11 protein-coding genes are annotated in these 18,024 nt (G+C 62.1%); 6 read left to right on the top strand and 5 right to left on the bottom strand.

The window, feature by feature from the left end; translation table 11 throughout:
- Window positions 1-12 precede the first annotated feature (12 nt).
- Window positions 13-2,214, bottom strand: coding sequence for a Wzz/FepE/Etk N-terminal domain-containing protein (locus tag N2602_RS30740; protein ID WP_260380397.1), 2,202 nt, complete (start codon window positions 2,212-2,214; stop codon window positions 13-15).
- Between the two features lie 31 nt (window positions 2,215-2,245).
- Window positions 2,246-2,836: a hypothetical protein gene (locus tag N2602_RS30735; protein WP_260380396.1), complete on the bottom strand. Its 591-nt coding sequence runs from the start codon at window positions 2,834-2,836 to the stop codon at window positions 2,246-2,248.
- Window positions 2,837-3,407: 571 nt separating this feature from the next.
- Here N2602_RS30735 and N2602_RS30730 point away from each other — a divergent pair.
- Genes N2602_RS30730 through N2602_RS30715 form a run of 4 tightly spaced genes read left to right on the top strand, consistent with a single transcriptional unit; the run spans window position 3,408 to window position 8,168 of the window.
- Window positions 3,408-4,619 carry an acyltransferase gene (locus N2602_RS30730; RefSeq protein ID WP_257187480.1) on the top strand — a complete coding sequence of 404 codons (1,212 nt, stop codon included), beginning with the start codon at window positions 3,408-3,410 and terminating at the stop codon, window positions 4,617-4,619.
- 7 nt (window positions 4,620-4,626) lie between these two features.
- The gene (locus N2602_RS30725) at window positions 4,627-5,967 is read left to right on the top strand and encodes a hypothetical protein (RefSeq protein WP_260380395.1); all 1,341 of its coding nucleotides are present in this window, start codon (window positions 4,627-4,629) and stop codon (window positions 5,965-5,967) included.
- 9 nt (window positions 5,968-5,976) lie between these two features.
- Window positions 5,977-7,083: an acyltransferase gene (locus N2602_RS30720; protein ID WP_260380394.1), complete on the top strand. Its 1,107-nt coding sequence runs from the start codon at window positions 5,977-5,979 to the stop codon at window positions 7,081-7,083.
- Entirely contained in the window at window positions 7,080-8,168 is a 1,089-nt protein-coding gene (locus N2602_RS30715) for an acyltransferase (RefSeq protein WP_172785803.1), read from the top strand. Before N2602_RS30720 ends, N2602_RS30715 begins: the two co-directional genes overlap by 4 nt.
- 15 nt (window positions 8,169-8,183) lie before the next feature.
- Here N2602_RS30715 and N2602_RS30710 read toward each other — a convergent pair whose 3' ends face one another.
- Window positions 8,184-9,281 carry a glycosyltransferase family 4 protein gene (locus N2602_RS30710; RefSeq protein ID WP_260380393.1) on the bottom strand — a complete coding sequence of 366 codons (1,098 nt, stop codon included), beginning with the start codon at window positions 9,279-9,281 and terminating at the stop codon, window positions 8,184-8,186.
- Between the two features lie 287 nt (window positions 9,282-9,568).
- Between N2602_RS30710 and N2602_RS30705 the strand changes: the two genes are divergently transcribed.
- Together N2602_RS30705 and N2602_RS30700 are read left to right on the top strand one after the other, a co-directional pair.
- Complete coding sequence (locus tag N2602_RS30705; RefSeq protein ID WP_172785805.1) at window positions 9,569-11,023, top strand: lipopolysaccharide biosynthesis protein; 1,455 nt, start codon at window positions 9,569-9,571, stop codon at window positions 11,021-11,023.
- A 19-nt stretch (window positions 11,024-11,042) separates the two neighbouring features.
- Window positions 11,043-12,404, top strand: a complete 1,362-nt coding sequence (locus N2602_RS30700; protein WP_257187478.1) for a polysaccharide pyruvyl transferase family protein — start codon at window positions 11,043-11,045, stop codon at window positions 12,402-12,404.
- A gap of 53 nt (window positions 12,405-12,457) precedes the next feature.
- Here N2602_RS30700 and N2602_RS30695 read toward each other — a convergent pair whose 3' ends face one another.
- Both N2602_RS30695 and N2602_RS30690 read right to left on the bottom strand, forming a co-directional pair.
- On the bottom strand, window positions 12,458-13,579 hold the full coding sequence (locus N2602_RS30695) for an acyltransferase (protein ID WP_172785807.1): 1,122 nt from the start codon (window positions 13,577-13,579) through the stop codon (window positions 12,458-12,460).
- A gap of 236 nt (window positions 13,580-13,815) precedes the next feature.
- Window positions 13,816-17,724 carry an RHS repeat protein gene (locus tag N2602_RS30690; RefSeq protein ID WP_260380392.1) on the bottom strand — a complete coding sequence of 1,303 codons (3,909 nt, stop codon included), beginning with the start codon at window positions 17,722-17,724 and terminating at the stop codon, window positions 13,816-13,818.
- Window positions 17,725-18,024 lie beyond the last annotated feature (300 nt).

Below are 18,024 nucleotides of genomic sequence, written 5' to 3'. Positions count from 1 at the left end.
CTGGACCTCGCTCTAGGCGTGCTCGACGTAATAGCTGTTGTGGTGCTTGCCCTTGTAGGCCTCGATGCGCTTGAGCATCTTCGGATTGGCGCGGTTGAGCACGGCGCCGAGCAGCTTCTTCTGCAGGACCTCCGACCCGGAAACCGACTCCTGTAGCGCGCTTCGCGTCGTCTGCCCCCATTCGATGACGTAGACCATGGCGTCGATCAGGAGGCTGACGGCCTTGGAGTCCGCCACCGGCATCACCGGGGCGAGATCGATCACGATATACTCGTAGTGCTCCCTCAGCACCTTGAGCAGCTCGGCCATCGCCTTCGAGCCGATGACGTCGGCGGAATTCACCATGCGGGACGCCACGACGGAGGGGAGGAAATCCAGTCCCGTCTCCTTGCTCCGCTGCACGTGGTAGCCGAGGCTCGCGGGGTCGTTGAGTGCCTCCACGAGCCCGCTCTTGGCGTTGGGCGCGAGCTCCCGCGTCAGCGAGCGCGTGTGCAGGTCGCCGTCGATCAGAACCGTGCGATGGCCCGTGAGCGCGATCAATTGCGCGAAATTCGCGGCGACGGTCGTCTTTCCTTCCTTGGGAAGGGAAGAGACGATGCCGATCACCTTGATCTCGCGGGTCAGGCGCGCGACATCGATCGACACCTTGATATTGCGCAGCGTCTCGGCGAACCGCGAGAACGGATGGTCGACGACGTAGCGAGACACATCGGATGCGCCGGTCTTCGTGGCCGGACCGATATCGGGCAGGACGCCGAGGCACTTCACGCCGAGCTCGTCCTCGACCTCGCCGGGGGTTCGCAGCACGTCGCTCAGCAGCTCGCGTGCAAAGGCGACGCCGAAGCCGAGACAGAGGCCGCCGACGAGGCCCCCCACCAGCGCGAGGACCGTGCGCGGCGAGCTCTTGCGATCGGGGTTGGTGGCGGTGCTGATGAGGCGCGATTCGCTCAGCGGGAAGCTCTGATTCTGCGTCGCGCTCTGCAGCTTCTCGAGGAAATTGTTGTAGAGATTGCGATAAGTGTCGGCGGCGCTTTCGAGATCGCGCAGCTTGACTGCGGCCTGGCCGGTATCGCCGGCCTGGGCGACGAGCTCCTTCACGTTCTTCTCGAGCGAGGCCTCGCGGCTCTTTGCGATCTCATAGTCGCTGCGATAGGCGTCGCCGATCCGATGCAGCTCATCGGCGATGTTCTTGCGCAGCTCCTCCATCTTGTTGGCCAGGTTCACCGCCGCAAGATGGCCCTTGCCGTAGCGCCTGGACCAGTCGGCATATTGGGCCTGGAGGTCGAGATATTGGGCGCGCAAGCGGGTGATGACCGAATTGTTGAGAGCATCGGTCACCGTCGATTGTGCGACGTCCTGGTCCGAAATCGCGGTGATCCGGTCGAGCCGGGCCTTGGCTTCGGCCGTCGACGCCCGCGCTTGAACCAGCTGGGTGTTGAGGTCCGACAATTGCTGCTCGGACATCAGGCCGCGGCTGGTTCCGACGATGTTGTGCTCGGCCTTGAAGGTCTGCACGGCGCGATCGCTGGCCGACGCCTGCTCGCTCAGCTCGATGCTGCGCTGCTGAAGCCATTCGGTGGCCCGCTTGGTGGATTGATATTTGGCCTCGAGAGCGCCGACCAGGTAGGCATTGGCGATGGCGTTGGCGATCTTGGCGGCCTTGTCCGGGCTCCGCGCGCGATAGTTCAGCGATAGAACATAGGTCGTCAGCACGCGCTCCGTCCGCAGGTTCTTCTGAACCTGCTCGACCATGGCATGTTCGATTCGCTCCTGTGACGCCGGCTCGCCGGAGCCGAACAGCGAGGTGATCTTGCCCATGATCAGGGAGAGAAGGCCCGGATTGGAGCCGTTGAACTCCGGATCCTCCGTCAGCTTCAGGCGACGGACGACGGACAGGATCAGATCGTCCGAGTTGATGACTTCGACCTGGCTGTCGACATAACCGGTGTCGATCAGGGCGCTGCTGGCGTTGCTGTCCTTGTCCAGCACCTGCGCCTGGCGCGTGTCCATCATGATGCGGGCGTTCGCCGTATACATGGGTTGCGCCGTGACCAGATACAGCATTACCAGGGCCAGCGAAGCTCCGACACACGCCGCGATGATCGGCCACTGGCGGCGGAGCACATCGGCCACACGCTCGAAGCTGAGGACTGCCCCGCCGAATTCGATGCCGAATCGGTGTCCCGACTGGAAATGTTCTCTAGGCTGGTACATGTGCTAATTCGCTGCCTTTGGTGATCATCGATCAATTCGGAAGGGGGACGGGCTTGAATGGATTGGCCAGCTTGGTCTTCCACTCGCCGTCGAGCAGGCCGCCGCCTCGGGGCGGTTGGGCCGGGCCTTTGATCTGCGATTGCGCCTGGACGCCGGAATTGTCTTCACCCGCGGCGGCATAACCGGACTGCACGTTGAGATCGCCGATCCGCTGCGCGAAATCCCTGATCTTGCGCGCGGCATCCGGCTTCGTCGTCGTGCACCGCCCTTCGGCGATCCGCAACGCGGCGCCGATGGCCGAACGATCGCTCGAAGCCGATGCCGAAATAAGCGTCTGCACCGACGGCAGCAAAGACGGATTGGTCGCAATCAGCGTCGCGAGCCGGTACCGCAACTTTTCCTTGTCATTGCGCAGTCGCTCCAGAAGCGAGGAGGGCGACTTCACGAAGGTGTCGAGTTCCAGTTGCGAGGCGCGGTCCGAAAATTCGACGCACTGAGCGCGGCAAGCATCGGCGCTCGAGACGATCAGCGCAGAACCTATCAAGACAGTCGGTAGCCATCGCGGTTGTGCATGACGACGTGTTAGTCCGCGGCCCATCCGTGTTCCTTGCTTCTGTTGCAATTGGAGAACAGGCGAAACTTGGCAGGTAACTGTGTCATCTTTTTGTGCGGCGCAAAAGCTGGAGCGCGAACGTCCATGCGCACAACGTTGCTCGAATTTGCGCCGGTTGCAAAAGCACGATTTACAATGCCTGCGAGATCGGCATATCTCGCTCACGAATGTTGCAACTTGAAAACATATCAGGCACTCGCAGGCCGCCACGTCGCAAGACCGACACAAGTCGAAGCGCGCGACTATTGTTCCCTCGCATAAAAAATTTTTCGTTGCCGCATCCATGCTCAGACGGATCAATCTCATACGCGCCGCTCTTCATCGCATCAGCGCCGAATTTCGCGCACACTTTCCACGCAAATACTCGCAATCATCACGGCTGATGAAATTTGCGCCCGAAGCACGCGGCGTCTCAAACAAAAAGTGGCGTGAAGTTGGCGCTCGCATGTCCGAATGATCTGCGAGCATTGAAAGTATCGTCGGTCGTCATGCATCGCTTGCGAGTCGTGGGATCGCGGCGATTGAACATGCGCGAGACCTGATACACACTGCTGCGGTGCAACAGCTATGGAATGTTGATGTGACGGAGTTGGTTCATCGTGAGAAGGCACATGTCCTGCCGCTCGACAGCATTCGGGGGATCGCCGCGACGTCGGTGGTGATTCACCATCTCCTGCTGATGCCGACATTCCTCGCTGCGTTTCCGCACAATGCGTGGATCAATTGCTCGTTCTTCCGAAGCGCTTGGCTGCTGGTCGACTTGTTCTTTGTTCTCAGCGGGATCGTCATGTCGCTCAGCTACGTCGAGAGCGACTTCGGACGCTTCTCGCTACGCGAATTCATGGTGCGGCGCCTGGCGCGGGTCTATCCGCTGCATATCGTCATGCTGGTTGCCAATCTGTTGTTTCGCCTCCTGCGCATCAGCCTGGTCATGGCAGGCGTCGTCGTGGCCGCGCCGGCGGCCTTCGAGGTGAACAACGCCTATTCGTTCGTGCTCAACGTCTTTCTGCTGCACTCGATGGGCTTCATCGACTATCTCAGCTGGAATGCGCCGAGCTGGAGCATCAGCGTCGAGTTCTACACATATCTGGTGTTTGGCCTGATCGTCCTGTTTGCCCAGCGCATGCGCTCCCTGCTGTGGTTCTACGTTCTCTGCGGCCTGGTCGCGGTGGCTAGCCTCGTCGTCATCATCTTCGTGCTCGATAAGAGAAGCCTCGGGCTTCAGACCGATTTCGGCATTCTGCGCTGCTTCGTGAGCTTCTTTCTGGGCGTGTTGACGGTGCGGATCGTCGATCGCCTGCCGGCCAAGCCGGGCCCGGCCGTCCAGGGCCTGGTGCAGCTCGCCGCCATGATCGCCAGCGTTGTCCTGGTGAGCTTGGCGGAAACGAATCCCGCTGCGACCTTCCTCGCGCCGGTGACGTTTGCGATCTTCCTCGGCAGCCTGCTCGCCTTTCCCGATGCGATTCTCGTTCCGCGGATGCTGGTGGCGGGGCCGCTGGTCTGGCTCGGACGCCGCTCCTATTCGATCTACATGGTGCACGCGCTCGTGGTGCTGCTGTCCGAGTATTTCGTGCGGGCGCTCGGGGCCGGGCGGATCGCCGCTCTCGATTCGGTCTGGGCAGGCCTGCCGGCCACGCTGAATCTCGTGGTCTCGCTAGCCGCCGTGCTCGTGGTTTCGCACTTCACTTATCGCTACGTCGAGATTCCCGGCGGCAGGTGGATGCGGAACGCTCTGGGCAGCCGGACCGATTTCTCCGCTTCTCCGGCGCCATCGGCGCGGCCGACCAACTGAGCCGGACATGACCATCCTCGCGCTGAACCGGCCGAAAATGACGCTGATCAGCCTCAATATCGAGGCGATCGCGCTCGGCGTCTATCTGATCCGCGACGCCTTCGGCGGCGTCATCCGCTACTACACCAGCATCTACCACTTGAATCCGCTGTGGTATCTGCCCGACGCCGTTGCGCTTCTGTGTCTGGCCCAGTTCTTCATCCATTGCATCCTGCGTAATCGTAGCACCCTGGCCCTGCTGGTGCTCGTGCAGATCATGCTGTCGCTCGTGCTCGGCTATTTCATGCTGGGGACGACGAACGCAGCGATCTCGTCCTTCAAGATGATGTTGCCGGTCTTCGTCGGATTTTGTTTCTGCGATTCGAGCCTCGGCTCATACCGCAAGCTGCTTTCGGTGATCGCCGTGACGTTCTACCTGTCCGTGATCGGCGTCTTCCTGACGAAATTCTACCTGATGCCTTGGGTCGGCTACAAATACGAATCCTTCGGCGCCGTCCGCGAAGCCGGCCGGCTTTGGTGGGCCTATGGCGGCGACGACCAGCGCCTGATGGGCTTTGCGGCCGACAATACCATGGCCGCCTTCTTTATCCTGGTGTCGTTCGCGATCACCTCCATTCGCAAGAGCACGACGTGGTGCCTCCTGTTCGGCTCCATCGCGATCTATGCCATCAAGCTGACCACGAGCAAGACGACCATGATCGTCCTGGTGCTCTATTTGCTCTTGCTGGTGTTCGTGCGGATGCTGCCGGAAAAGTCACGCTTCCCCGCCATCCGGTCCATCGCGCAATGGTCTTTCGCCTCGATCTTCGTGCCGTTCTTCATGATCGTGGTCGCGTCCGGCACCGCCGCCGTGCCGCATTCGACCTTGTTCAGCATCCTCGATCGCATCAACAACAGTTGGCAGAAGCCGTTCATCTACCTGAGCCAGCTCATGCCGGTCGGCCTGGTGACCGGCTGCGGCGCGGGATGCTTCAACTATCCGCAGCAGCTGTTCTCGCCGCTCGCGCCGTTTTGGGTGCCGGTCGACAATTTCTACATCGGGACGTACCTAATGTTCGGTCTTCCCTTCGTCGCATTCATGGTGATGGTGTTCCGGGCAACATTCGGTGCGACTGACGTGTACAAGCTGACGCTGCTCTTCATCGTCAACCTGTTCACGATCACGGTCTTGAACTACGGCCCCGCCTCCGGCCTTCTGATCATCGCGCTGAGCTTCAGCGAAGTGTTCTCGCGGCGTGCGACCTCTGCACGTGGGGCCGACGCCGTGCCAATCGTCATGCGGCCACCGGTGGTGCCGCCACTGGATGGCTTCCGCCCGGATCTACCGGCGGCGAGCGGAAGCAGGTGAGAACGAACGATGCATAGACGGCTCGCATTCATCGACACGCTGCGCGGTATTGCCGTGTTGTCGGTCCTGGTCCAGCACGTATTCGAGGTGATCGTCGAGAAGCACCCGACGGGCGCCTATTACTGGCCCATCCACGACGTGTTCGGCTATTACATGAACTTCGGCCGGTTCGGCGTCGTCTTGTTCTTCTTCGTCAGCGGCTTCGTCATTCCGTTCAGCTTCCCGGACAGCGCCACGCCCGTCCGGGATTTTACCATCAGCCGCTTCTTCCGGCTCTATCCGGCCTACTGGACATCGCTCGTCGTCGGGCTCGTGACGATGCAGCTCTTCGACTCGAAAGTCTATCCGCTGGGGCAGATTGCCGCCAACGTGACGATGTTGCAGACGTTCGTGAACGTCCCGAACCTCTGGGTGTTCTACTGGACGCTGGCGATCGAGCTCTTGTTCTACGTCGGATGCACGATCCTCTTTGCGATGGGGCTGCTGAACCAGCGCTTCACGGCGGTGACGATCGTCATCGCAGCCGCGCTGGTCGGAACCACCGCTGCGCTCCTGGTCGAGAACAGGGCCGTCTCGTCGGTGATGGAGGTCGGGTTGAACCTGTCGGCGATGTTCCTCGGCAAGATCATCCGTGACACCGTCATTGGTGGCAAGCTGCGATGGACCCATGTGGCCGTCTGCACCCTGCTGTATGCGGTCTTCGCCGCCACCCTGTCCGACCGGCGTTTCGGAGGCGTGTACCACGAGAATTTCTTCTACAGCTATTCGATCGGATCGGCCTATGTCTGCGCGGCGGTGGTCTTCATCGCCTTTGCCGTGTTCGGCGAGCGAATGGCGTGGCGTCCGATGGCGTTCGTCGGCGTCATCAGCTATTCGGTCTACCTGATGTCGCCGTTCGTGATCGTCGCCGTCCATCGCCTCGTTTGGTTCGGCGACGGGCCGCTCGGATGGTCGATCTTCATGGGCGTGATCCTGGCGTTGTCGATCCTGGTCAGCTGGATGACCTACGCCTTCGTCGAAAAGCCCTGCATTTCCTTCGGGCAGAGGTTCCGCTCGGCGCGACGGAAGCCGGTCGTTCTCGAGCCCGCCCTCAGCACCCAGGGTGCCGCGGAGTGATCAAGACACCGCACCAGCCGGGCGCCGCCTATGACGGGTCGTTCGTTCCGTCGGTCCAGGGCTTGCGCGGCATCGCCGCGCTGAGTGTGCTGATGGACCATTTCTACGACATGCCGAAGGGCGGCATGTACGACATCCCCGATCCCGGCTTCCTGCCGCCGCTCTGGGCTTGGCTGCAATCGGTGATCAATGTCGGCGGGCACGGCGTCGAGCTGTTCTTCATGATCAGCGGCTTCCTGATCCCGGCGAGCCTGGTGCGGCACGGGTCGTTGTCGCGGTTCTTCTTCGATCGCGTCCTGCGCATCATGCCGGTGTTCGTCGTGCTGCATCTTGCGCTGTTCGCGATCGGTCCGATCGTGGCGTACAAGTTCTTCCGCGGCATCGACCTGAGCAACTATCTCGCGATCTTCGCGGCCAATCTCTTCTTCGTGCAGGACGCGCTCGGCCTGCCGATCGCCCAGCAGAACGCCTGGACATTGACCTATGAGTGGGCGTTCTACATCTGGTTTGCGCTGACGTTCTCGGTCTGGCGCACCGGTGGCAGATTGCTGGCGGCGCCTTTGCTGCTGCTTGGCATCGCCTGCCTGATGCACTGGCCGATCACCGCCTTCTTCTGCATCGGCATGCTGTTCAGCGCCACTGGATTTCGCATCTCGATTCCGGGGCGGGCCGGCTTGGTCGCCGGCCTTGCTTGCGGAGCTGCGCTATATGCGAGCCTGGTGTTGTTTCACCCCTTCGTCGGGCTCATTCCCGGATTTCTGCTGTTCGGCATGGTGCTTGCTCCGGACTCCGGCCTCGGCAAAGCTCTGAGCGCACCGGCGCTGCAATATGTCGGCAAGATCAGCTACAGCCTCTATCTCGTGCACCCCTTCGTGCTCTTCCCCCTGCAGGTGATCGGCCTGAAGCTGGTCGCCGTCGGCGTCGACCGCTGGCTGCTGTGGGCCGGCTTCATCGGGCTTGGGCTGGTGATGTCGTTGGTCGCAAGCGCGATCAGTTATGAGCTGATCGAGGTCAGGCTGAGGCGATTGCTGGACGGCGCGATCCGCGGCATGTTCTTCCGGCCGCAGATCGAGCAATCGGTTTGAGGGCGCCGCTCGCGCTCAACTCACGGTGCGACCGGCGAGCCGGTGATACGATCCAAGGAGCTGCTCGGCGATGCGATCCCAATTGAGAAGGCCGGCCGCGGTCTGCCGTGCGCCTTCGGTTAACGTCGCGGCCAGCGGCTTGGAGGTCAGCACGCGTTCGAGTGCGTCGGCCAAAGCCGGGGCATCGCCGGGCGGAACCAGCAGCCCGTTGACGCCATCCGTCACGACGTCGGGAATGCCGCCGGTGGCGCTGGCAACGACTGGCCGGGAATTGCCATAGGCCGATGCAAGCACGCCGCTCTGCGATGCGTCCTTATAGGGCAGGGCAACCACGGTGGCGGATTGAAACAGTCGGCCGGTATCCGCGGGCGAGATATAGGCGTTGATGGTCTTGACCGTCGGCATCGCCTCCATTCGCGCGCCGAGCCGTGTCATCTCGGGGCCGCGGCCGGCGACGATCGCTTCATGAGCCACACCGCGCTTGGCCAACATGTCGATCGCATCGATGAAGACGTCGAGACCTTTGTAGGCCCACATCCGCCCAAAAAACAGGATGCGTGCAGCCTCAGGCGCGGTGACCGCACCTCCGGCCGGCGGGACCATGAGCACGCCGTGCATGCTGGAGACGATTTCGCCCTTGAAGTCGGGCGAGGCGCTGCGAAAATCGGCGATGCAGCTCTCGCCATGCGTGGTGACGACCGATGCTGCCGCGCGCATGCGACCCCGCCATGCATCTTCGCGCGGCGACGTACCGGAGCCGCCTTCCGAATGCGGGATCGCATCGTGAACGGTCAACACCAAGGGAATGCCGAGCGGACGGAGAAACTGGATCAGCTTGGACGTGTAGATCTCCGGAACTTCGTGACAATGAATCACGTCGGGGCGAAACGAAATTATGTCCAGGAACGAGGCCGGGATGCCGATCGCGCCGCCGCGCCGCAGGCTCAAGTCACGAATTCTCGTCTCGAACGGAGCCGTCACGGCGATATCGGCCAGTTCCCATTGCTGATTGGCGTCTTTGCGGTTGAGCACCAGCCGGACGTCGCAATGGCGGGCCAATCCCGACGCGAGACGGTAGGAATATTCCGCAAAATGCGGTGCGTAGATGGCCACACGCAAGCGCCTGGAGCTGCGGAGAGAACGCTGGGCGGGCGGGTTCATCAAGGCATCCATTTTGCATCACTCGCAAAGTTGATCGGAGTGTAGTCCACGATTTGAACTCACTTCCACTCTAAATCGGAATCGTGACGGCACTCATCTGATTGCCATCACTCCGTCGTATTGTCGCGAGCATTCAGTGCTCCGCCGTGATCGGAGATGGTGACGTCGCGGCAGCATCGCATGCCACGCGTCTAGCTTACGATTGTGGTTGGATCTGTCGGAATTGGGTCGAATTGTTGATGAACGTCACGGGCAAACAGCATCAGGTCGTAATTGCCTTGTTCTGGTCGCTTGCCCAGAATTGGGGCGGCCGGGCGCTGTCCTTCGTGCTGTTCCTGGTGCTGGCCCGGCTGCTCAATCCCGCGGATTTCGGCGTTGCCGCGCTCGTCGCCTTCATCCTGCTGCTCTTGAGCTCGGTCGCCGAATTCGGCTTCGGTGATGCGTTGATCCAGCGGCGAACGCTCGAACCTGCCGATGTGACGCTGCCCTTCTTCTGCTCATTTGCAGCGTCGACGATCCTTGCGGTTCTGATTGCTGTCCTGGCGACGGATATCGAGCGCTGGTTCGACGTGAAGGGGCTCGCGCCGCTGCTCACCGCCGCGAGTCTCTCGCTTCCGATCGGCACCGCGACCCTGTTCCAGGAGGCGCTCTACAAGCGCCAGATGGATTTTCGCGTGCTCGCGGTCAGGACCATGGTGGCGACCGCCATCTCCGGCGTCGTGGGAATTGCCTGCGCCTATGCCGGGTTCGGTGCGCTCAGCCTGGTGATCCAGGTGGTGGTTCAGAGCGCGGTCAGCGGCCTGTGGCTCTGGAGCCAGCCGCGTTGGCTGCCGATGCGCGGCTACGATGCCAGAAGCTTCCGCGAGCTCTCCGGCTATAGCGTCCATGTCGTGCTGAACCGGCTGCTGGATTTCGCCATCGTTCGCACCATCGACATGATCATCCTGTCGCTCTATGGCGTCGCCGCCCTCGGCATCTACACGGTCGGTGCGCGGGTCTACATCATCCTGATGCAGCTGCTCACCCAGGCGGTCATGGACGTCGCGCTCAGCGCGCTGTCCAAGATCGCGCATGAGCGCGACCGGATTGCCGGGGCCTACCTGCGCAGCGTCAGTCTCGGCGCGCTGGTCGGATCGCCCATCTTCGTGCTGCTTGCGGCGATCGCGCCGGAAGTGTCCCTGCTGCTGTTCGGCGCGAAGTGGAGCGGCAGTGAAGCGGTGATGCGGCCGCTGATGCTGGTCGGCGCGATCCAGACGGTGCAGTTCGTCAACAGCGCCTATTTCGGCGCGCTGGGCAAGCCGAACTACGTCTTTGCGCTGAACATCATCAAGTTCTGCACGGTCGTGCCTGCGATGTTCCTGCTGCCCTCGCGCGACATCGGCCAGCTGGCGACGATCTTCGCCTTCGCGCAGCTCGTGGTGACCCCCGTGACTTTCGCGCTGGCGCTCCGGCTCTTGGGCCTGAGCTGGAGCCAGTTCCTGCGTCCGATTGCGGGCTGCCTGTGCGCCATCGTCCTCGCCTATGGCGCGGTCGTGCTGTGCCGCGCGGCGACGCCGGACATCAACCCGTATTTGCGGATGGGGTTGCTGTCGTCATGTTTCGGCGCGACCTATCTGATGAGCATTCTGCTGTTCTGGCGGAAGCAGCTCTTCTCCCTGATCGATTTCGTCGTGAAGCGCGGTGCGACCGCCTGAGGAAGACGAGGAGGACCACGTGAAGCAATTGATCCCCGTACCCGTGCGCAGGCAGCTTCGAGGCTGGCTCAACAGCGCGAAGAACACGCCCTTCGCGGTCGATCTCCTCGAATTGCGCAGATGGCAGATCGCCCGGAAGGATGTCGGCATCAACGCCGCACCGCGCAACAATCCGCGCCGTCTGCTGGTGCTGCCCTCCGATCCCTGGAGCATTCATCAGTCGCGCGGCGACGAGGCCATGATCGAGGCGGCCGCCGGAGAGATGAAGCGGGCCTATCCGGATCTCGAGATCTACATCGTCACCGCCACCGCGGCGGCCAGCGCCGACGTCCGCGTCATGGGCTTCAAGCCGCTCGAGCTCTGGAAGCAGCCGTTTTCCTATGAGACGGTCGCGCAGGAGCTCTCGATCATCCGTCCCGATTTCGGCGTCATCCTGGGCGCCGACGTGCTCGACGGCTATTATTCTCCGGTGGATGCCGCGCGCATGCTGCTCGTCGCCGACCTGATGGCGGCGTTCGGCGCCAAGGTCAGCGTGCTCGGCTTCAGCTTCAATTCCCGCCCCGCGAAGGCGCTGCGCGAGGTGTTCCGGCTGATCGATCCGGGTGTGGTCCTCAATCTGCGCGATGCGATATCGCTCCGGCGTTTCGACGACTTCGCCCGGAAGCGCGCCCGGCTCGTGGCGGACGCGGCGTTCATGCTGACGCCGCGAGCGGACACCGCCGCAGTCAAGGCAATCGCGGCCACGATCGCGCGACAGCGCGCGCAGGGTCGCAAGGTCTTCGTCTTCAACATCCACCCGATGCTGTTCAAGAAGCCGGAGCCGGCCAAGCTGCGGAAGATGATTGAGCTCGCGGCGAGCGCCATGGAGCGGCTGTCGCGGCAGCACAATGTAAGCTGGGTGCTGCTTGCACATGACTACCGCCCCGAGATCGCCGACGACAATTGCCTGCGGCCGCTGGCCGACCGGCTCAAGCCCACGCTCGGCGAGCACGTGCACCATGTCGAACAGACGCTGTCGGCGGGCGAGATCAAGGCCGTCGTCGGGCTGGTCGACGGCGTGATCACCGGCCGCATGCACCTCGCCATTGCGGCGCTCGGACAGGGAACGCCTGTCGCCGCGATCACCTACCAGGACAAGTTCCAGGGCCTGTTCGCGCATTTCGGCATCAGCGAGCAGCTGCTGCTCTCGCCGGCCCAGTTCCTCAACGGCGACAGCTTCGAGCAGTTTGTGGAGCACTTCATCGGTGCCTACGAGGCCGCCGGCGACCAGGTCCGCCAGGCGCTGCCTGATGTCATGGAGCTGTCGCGTGCCAATATCGCACCGTTACTCGGCGATAGCGCGATCCGGATGGCAGCGAAGGCCGACGGCAAGGTGGCCTGAACGCCTCCTAAAGCGCGATGCGATTAGGATCAATCGTCATCGCGCTTTAGGCGTCAGTTGACCGCCCGCTCGGTATTGTCGAAGCGCAGCGCCGGTTCGGCTGCCTGAGTCGCGCGCGGCGACGCGACGCCGATGTCGGCCCAGCGATTGATCAGGCGCCGGGCAGGATTTTCGAAATAGGCGTAGGTACGGTCCGCGATGACGGTGAGGACTACGCAGCATGCCAGGGCGAACAGGCCGAACTGGTCCGGGCGCAGCTCGAGCCAGGTCCATAGCGGCTTGAACACGGCAATAAGGATGGCGTCGTGCAGCATGTAGATCGCGTATGAGGTGTTGCCGAGCCGTCCGAGCAGCCGCGCGCCGGGAAATTCCTTGAAGGCGCTTTCGCCAACCGCGGTGAGCAGGATGGCACAGGAGAACAGCAGAATGGCCAGATCCGGCTTGGCGAAGACGTTGAGCACGAGCACGGAGAGCCCGAACATTGCGATGCCGGCGAACACGACCGGCTTGTGCCGGTAGGGCCCTGACATTCGGAACAGGATGGCGAGCAGGATGCCGTTGAGGAAGCTCGGCAAGGCGCGCAGCATGCCGTAGTCGAAATTGGCGCCGTACATCTGCGATCGCTCCTGCCAGATCGGCAGATGGCCGTGGGCAAGGACCAGATAGAGCGCCGCCACGATGACGCCGAGCATGACCGGCTGGACCTTGCGCGCCAGCAGCATCAGGAGCGGAAAGATCAGATAGCAGAAGAATTCCGCGCTGATCGACCATGACGGCGAGTTGAAGCTGAGATGGTTGGTGACGCCCCAGGCCTGGAGCAGCAGCAGGTTGTAGAGGAAGTCCAGCGGGGTTGATCGCGCCGTGCGCTCGAGGCCGACGCCGATCAGCACCACGAAGACGAGCAGGCTCAACAGGTGCAGCGGATAGATCCGCGCGATGCGCCGGATCATGAACCGGGAATAGGCCCTGACACCACGCGCGTCGGACGGGTAGGAGTAGGAGATCACGAAGCCGGACAGGATGAAGAACATGTCCACGAACAGGCCGAAGGACCCGTTCCAGGCCGGCGAGATGCCCGGGTCGATCATCTTGAGATGAAAGATGAAGACGCCGAGGGCGGCAACGAAGCGATAAAAGTCGAGGACGACGAAACGTCTTGCTTCACTGGCTTCCATCGGGCCTCGGAGTCCTTGCGCGGGTCGTCTGTCTTCTAGAGACGAATTGTGACGCAAGTTCGCAGGGCGCGGCGCCGTCGCGGCCATCCGTCCGAATTCATGCGGCCCATCCAATAGCGGATGGCTGCCAGCTCTCTGCTCATCATTGAGGCAGGCGCCCTGCAAACGAACAGGGGGCCGGAACATGGTCCCGGCCCCTGCGATGTCGATGCCCGCTTGGGCAAATGGCGCCCAGCTCAGACGAACAGGAAATCGTGGCTCGTCAGGTTCGAGACATAGACGTTCTTCAGCAGGATCGTGTCGTTGGCCGAGAACGTGATGACCGCGTTCGTGCCGGACTGCGTCATCTGCAAGTGGCTGTAGTCTGCGGCCAGGAGCTTCGAGATCTGGATCACGTCGTGGCTCGTGCCGTCGCCGGCCTGGAAGTTCAGAACCTGGTCCTGGCCGTGATCGTAGGCGATCGTGGTCGAGCTCGGCGCGGCCGAGAACACGTCGTTGCCGGCCCCGCCCTGGATCGTCACGCCGGCAGCGACCGCCGTGACGTTGTGGGTGCCGTCGGTCTTGGTCTGATCGAAGAACTGCAATGCGCTGGCGCTGTTGTAGTTCTCGTGCTGCGTCGTTCCGGTCTGTCCGTTGAAGTTGAACAGGAACACGTCCTTCGTGCCGTCGGCATTGTTGGCGATCTCCTGGGTCTTGACGCCGGCACTGTTGTAGATGTCCGTCAGCTTGCTGCCGTCGTTGTGGATGACCTGGGTATAGTCCAGCGTGCCGTCGGCGTGGGTCCGGGTGAGCTCGACCAGCTTGCCCGAGGCGTCGAGGTGCTGATGCTGGGTGGTGTAGGACTGCCCGGTGACGTTGTAGTTCCAGTTGTCCGATGTGCCGTCGGCATTCTTGATGTAGGCGGCGGTCTTCACGCCGGCGGTGTAGACCGTCGTGGAATTGTAACCGTCGCTCTTGGTCGTCACCTCGCTGGTGATGACGCCGTTGGCATCGTACCAGTCCGAGGTCTTGGTGCCGTCCGCGCTCTGCACCAGCTTGAAGGCCAGGCTGTTGTCGGCGTGGGTGCGCACGATGTTGGTGAGGAAGCCGGTCGTATCGTAGGTGTCGTGCTCGTTGGTGTAGTTCTGGCCGACGACGTTGAACTGGAACACGTCCTTGGATCCGTCGGCGTGATAGTCGGTCTCGGTCTTCTTGACGCCTGATGCATCGTAGTTGGTGACGACGCTGCTGCCGTCGCTGTTCACCACCTGGGTGTAATCGAGCGAGTTGTCGGCATGCCAGCGGATCACCTCCGTCGTCCGGCCGGCCGGATCGAGGTGCTGATACTGCGTCGTATAGGTCTGGCCGGTGATGTTGTAGCTGTAATTGTCGTGGCTCATGTCGGCGTTGGTGATGTAGGCCGCGGTCTTCACGCCGTTGGTATAGACCGTGGTCGAGCTGTAGCCGCTGGGCTTCTCCAGCACCTCGCTGGTGAGCACGCCGTTTGCGTCGTACCAGTCCGTCGTCTTGGTCCCGTCGCTGCTCTGCACCAGCTTGAACGCCATGCTGCCGTCCGCGTGCTTGCGGATCAGCGTGGTGAGGAAACCGCTCGCATCGTAGATGTCGTGCTCGGTCGTGTAGCTCTGGCCTTTGATGTTGAAGAGGAAGACGTCCTTGCTGCCGTCGGCGTGGAGATCGGCTTCCTTGATACGCGTTCCCGCCGCATCGTAATTGGTGACGATGCTGCTGCCGTCGGCGTTGATGACCTGCGTATAGTCGAGCGTGCCGTCGGCATGCTTGCGGGTCACTTCCGTGATCTTGCCCGTGGGATCGACGTGCTGGATCAGCGTGGTGTAGCTCTGGCCGGTGATGCCGAAGGCGTAATTGTCCTGGCTGCCGTCGGCGTTCTTGACGTAAGTGTTGGTCTTGACGCCGTTGCTGTAGACCGTGGTCGACATGCTGCCGTCGGCTTTCTGCACCACCTCGCTGGTGAGGGTGCCGGCGGCATTGTACCAGTCGGTCGTCTTGGTGCCGTCGGGCGTCTGAACCAGCTTGAAGGCGAGGCTGCCGTCGCTGTGCAAGCGCGTCAGGTTGGTGAGGAAGCCGGTCGAGCTATAGACGTCGTGCTCGGTCGTGTAGTTCTGGCCCTTGATGTTGTAGGTCCAGACGTCCTTGCTGTGATCGGAATGATAGGTGGTCTGCACCAACTTGACGCCGGTGGCGCTGTAGGTGGTGATCACGCTGCTGCCGTCGCTGTTGTAGACCTGGGTCGAGTCCAGCGTGCCGTCGGCGTGGCTGCGGGTCACCGAGGTGACCTTTCCGGAGGCATCGAGGTGCTGCACCTGCGTGGTGAAGCTCTTGCCGGTGATGCCGTAGGTGTAGTTGTCCTGCGAGCCGTCGGCATTCTTGACGTAGGCGGCGGTCTTCACGCCGTTCGTGTAGAGCGTGGTGGAGTAATAGCCGCCGGACTTCTGCACGACTTCGCTCAGCAGCGTGCCGGCCGTGTTGTAGGTGTCGGTGGTCCGGGTCCCGTCGGTGGCGATGTGGACGAATTTCGTCTGCACGCCCGAGGTGTAGCTGATCAGGTCCTTGGAGCCGTCGGTGTAGGCGACGGTGGTCGAGGTCGGCTGCCCGTTCGAATTCAGGCCGGTGTCCGCCTTCGACACAAGCGTTCCGCTGGCGTTGTAGGTCTTCGTGCTGCTCCAGGTCGCGGCCGTATTCGTCACCGAGAACGAGTACCCGCCCTGGATCTTGGAGAGGGCGCTGCTGTAATGGGAGATGATGTAGTCCATGGTCGCCTTCGAGGCGACCGGCAGGACGTGTGAGTCGGTCAGTGTGATGGTCTGCAGCGCCGTCGACTTGCTGAGGTCGGACAGTTGCGGGACGATCTCGGCCGCCGTGCCGGTGACGCTGGTCCGCGTGTCCGGCGGCGTCGGCGTGGTCGCAGGCGCGTCGATCTCGATGATCAGCGGGTGATCGCTGACCGGGATCGTGATAGAGCTGACGTCGGTATAGCTGGCGATCGCGGTGGTTCCCGTCAGCGTGTCGTACACCTTCACGGTATGATGGACGGCGCCGAGGTTCACCGTGACCGTCTGGGCTGCATTGGACAGCTCGGTATCGGTGGCGTCGTTCCAGAGCTTCGGCTCGGCCCAGACGACGAGCTCGTAGGCGCCGTTGCTCTTGCCGAGCACCATGCTGTTGCCGGTGGCCGGCATGTTGCTCAGGGTGTAGTTCAGTGGGTCAGTCGGCTGCAGGCCGCCTTTGCCGTCGTCGGCCAGAATGGTCGTCAGATTGTGAATCGCCGTCGCGGCGAGCTTGGGCGTGCCGTCGGAATTGAACAGTCCGAAGTTCGCTTCCGGGTTGGTGTTGGCGGCCGAGGAGTCGCGGTCGAACAGCTCGTAGAGATAAGTCGCGCTGACGCCGGCCTTGTAGGCATCGACCAGCGTGTTCAGGATCGATTTGGCCTGCACCGTCTCGTTGACGCCGAGATATTGGGTGTTGGCCTGCGTGGTATAGCCGGTCTCGGTGATGACGACGGGTTTTCCCGGTGCCGCGGTCATGACGGCGCTGAGCGTTGCCGCGATGGAGCTGTCGGTGGTCAGGCTGGTGCTGACATAGGCGTGGGCGTTGGCATAGTCGACCGAGCCCGACATGTCGCCGAGCTGCTTGTAGCCCTGTGGATCGTTGTAGGCCAATGACAGATTGTAGACGGGGATGCTGGCGAGCGTGGCGTTGGAATTGACGGCCTGATAGAGCGCGCTCTGGAACTGGGCCGCGGCCGAAAGGCTGGAGCTGCCATTGTAGCTGAAGGGCTGGTGATTGGCCTCGTTGAGCCCCTCGATGGCGCTGATGCTGCCCGCATGGCTCGATGCGAATTTCTGCAGCGAGGCGATGTAGTTCTGCAGCCCGACCGTGCCCGTCTGCGGCAAAGCGGACGAAACCAGGAAATCGAACTTGTAACCGGCGGCGGCGAGGCCCTCGACCACCGGTTGCGCAGCCGGGCTGGTTCCCATCGCGTCGCGGAGATGGGTGACGCCGAGATATTTGAGGTCATCGACCATCAGCGCGAGGTTGTTGTAGCCGGTCCACCCGAACCCGGCATGCGTGTTGACGCCGATGGAGTTGATGAAGCCGCTGGCAGACAGGATTGTTTGATCGGACATTGCCCACTCGAATTTCAGCGCGAACGAAATTGCTCGCAGGGATTTGCGTTCAACCTTCTCTGTCGAGTGTGAATTTCAGATAAAAATGGAAGCTACAAATCGCGAGTGAAACGCGGTTCCTTGCGTAGGAACAGATCGACTCGAGTCGCAGCAGAATGCTTGATGCGATGCCCGTGCAGCGTGGCGTCACGAAGGCGCTTTCAAGATTTTCATGATCTGCGTTGCTGAATATATGCGCATAAGATCCGAGATCGTAGGATTGCACAGCGAGCCGGCAGCCATGCCGCCTTCATGGGCGGG

This window comes from Bradyrhizobium sp. NC92, assembly GCF_025200865.1.
GTDB lineage: Bacteria > Pseudomonadota > Alphaproteobacteria > Rhizobiales > Xanthobacteraceae > Bradyrhizobium.
The sequence above is the reverse complement of the archived record's forward strand: the minus strand, read 5'-3'. Positions and strand labels throughout refer to the sequence as shown.

Bases quoted from the DNA above. Each gene is read 5' to 3' on its own strand.
- N2602_RS30720 (WP_260380394.1), top strand. From the start codon at position 5,977: ATGCATAGACGGCTCGCATTCATCGACACGCTGCGCGGTATTGCCGTG.
- N2602_RS30705 (WP_172785805.1), top strand. From the start codon at position 9,569: ATGAACGTCACGGGCAAACAGCATCAGGTCGTAATTGCCTTGTTCTGG.
- N2602_RS30695 (WP_172785807.1), bottom strand. From the start codon at position 13,579: ATGGAAGCCAGTGAAGCAAGACGTTTCGTCGTCCTCGACTTTTATCGC.
- N2602_RS30725 (WP_260380395.1), top strand. From the start codon at position 4,627: ATGACCATCCTCGCGCTGAACCGGCCGAAAATGACGCTGATCAGCCTC.
- N2602_RS30740 (WP_260380397.1), bottom strand. From the start codon at position 2,214: ATGTACCAGCCTAGAGAACATTTCCAGTCGGGACACCGATTCGGCATC.
- N2602_RS30690 (WP_260380392.1), bottom strand. From the start codon at position 17,724: ATGTCCGATCAAACAATCCTGTCTGCCAGCGGCTTCATCAACTCCATC.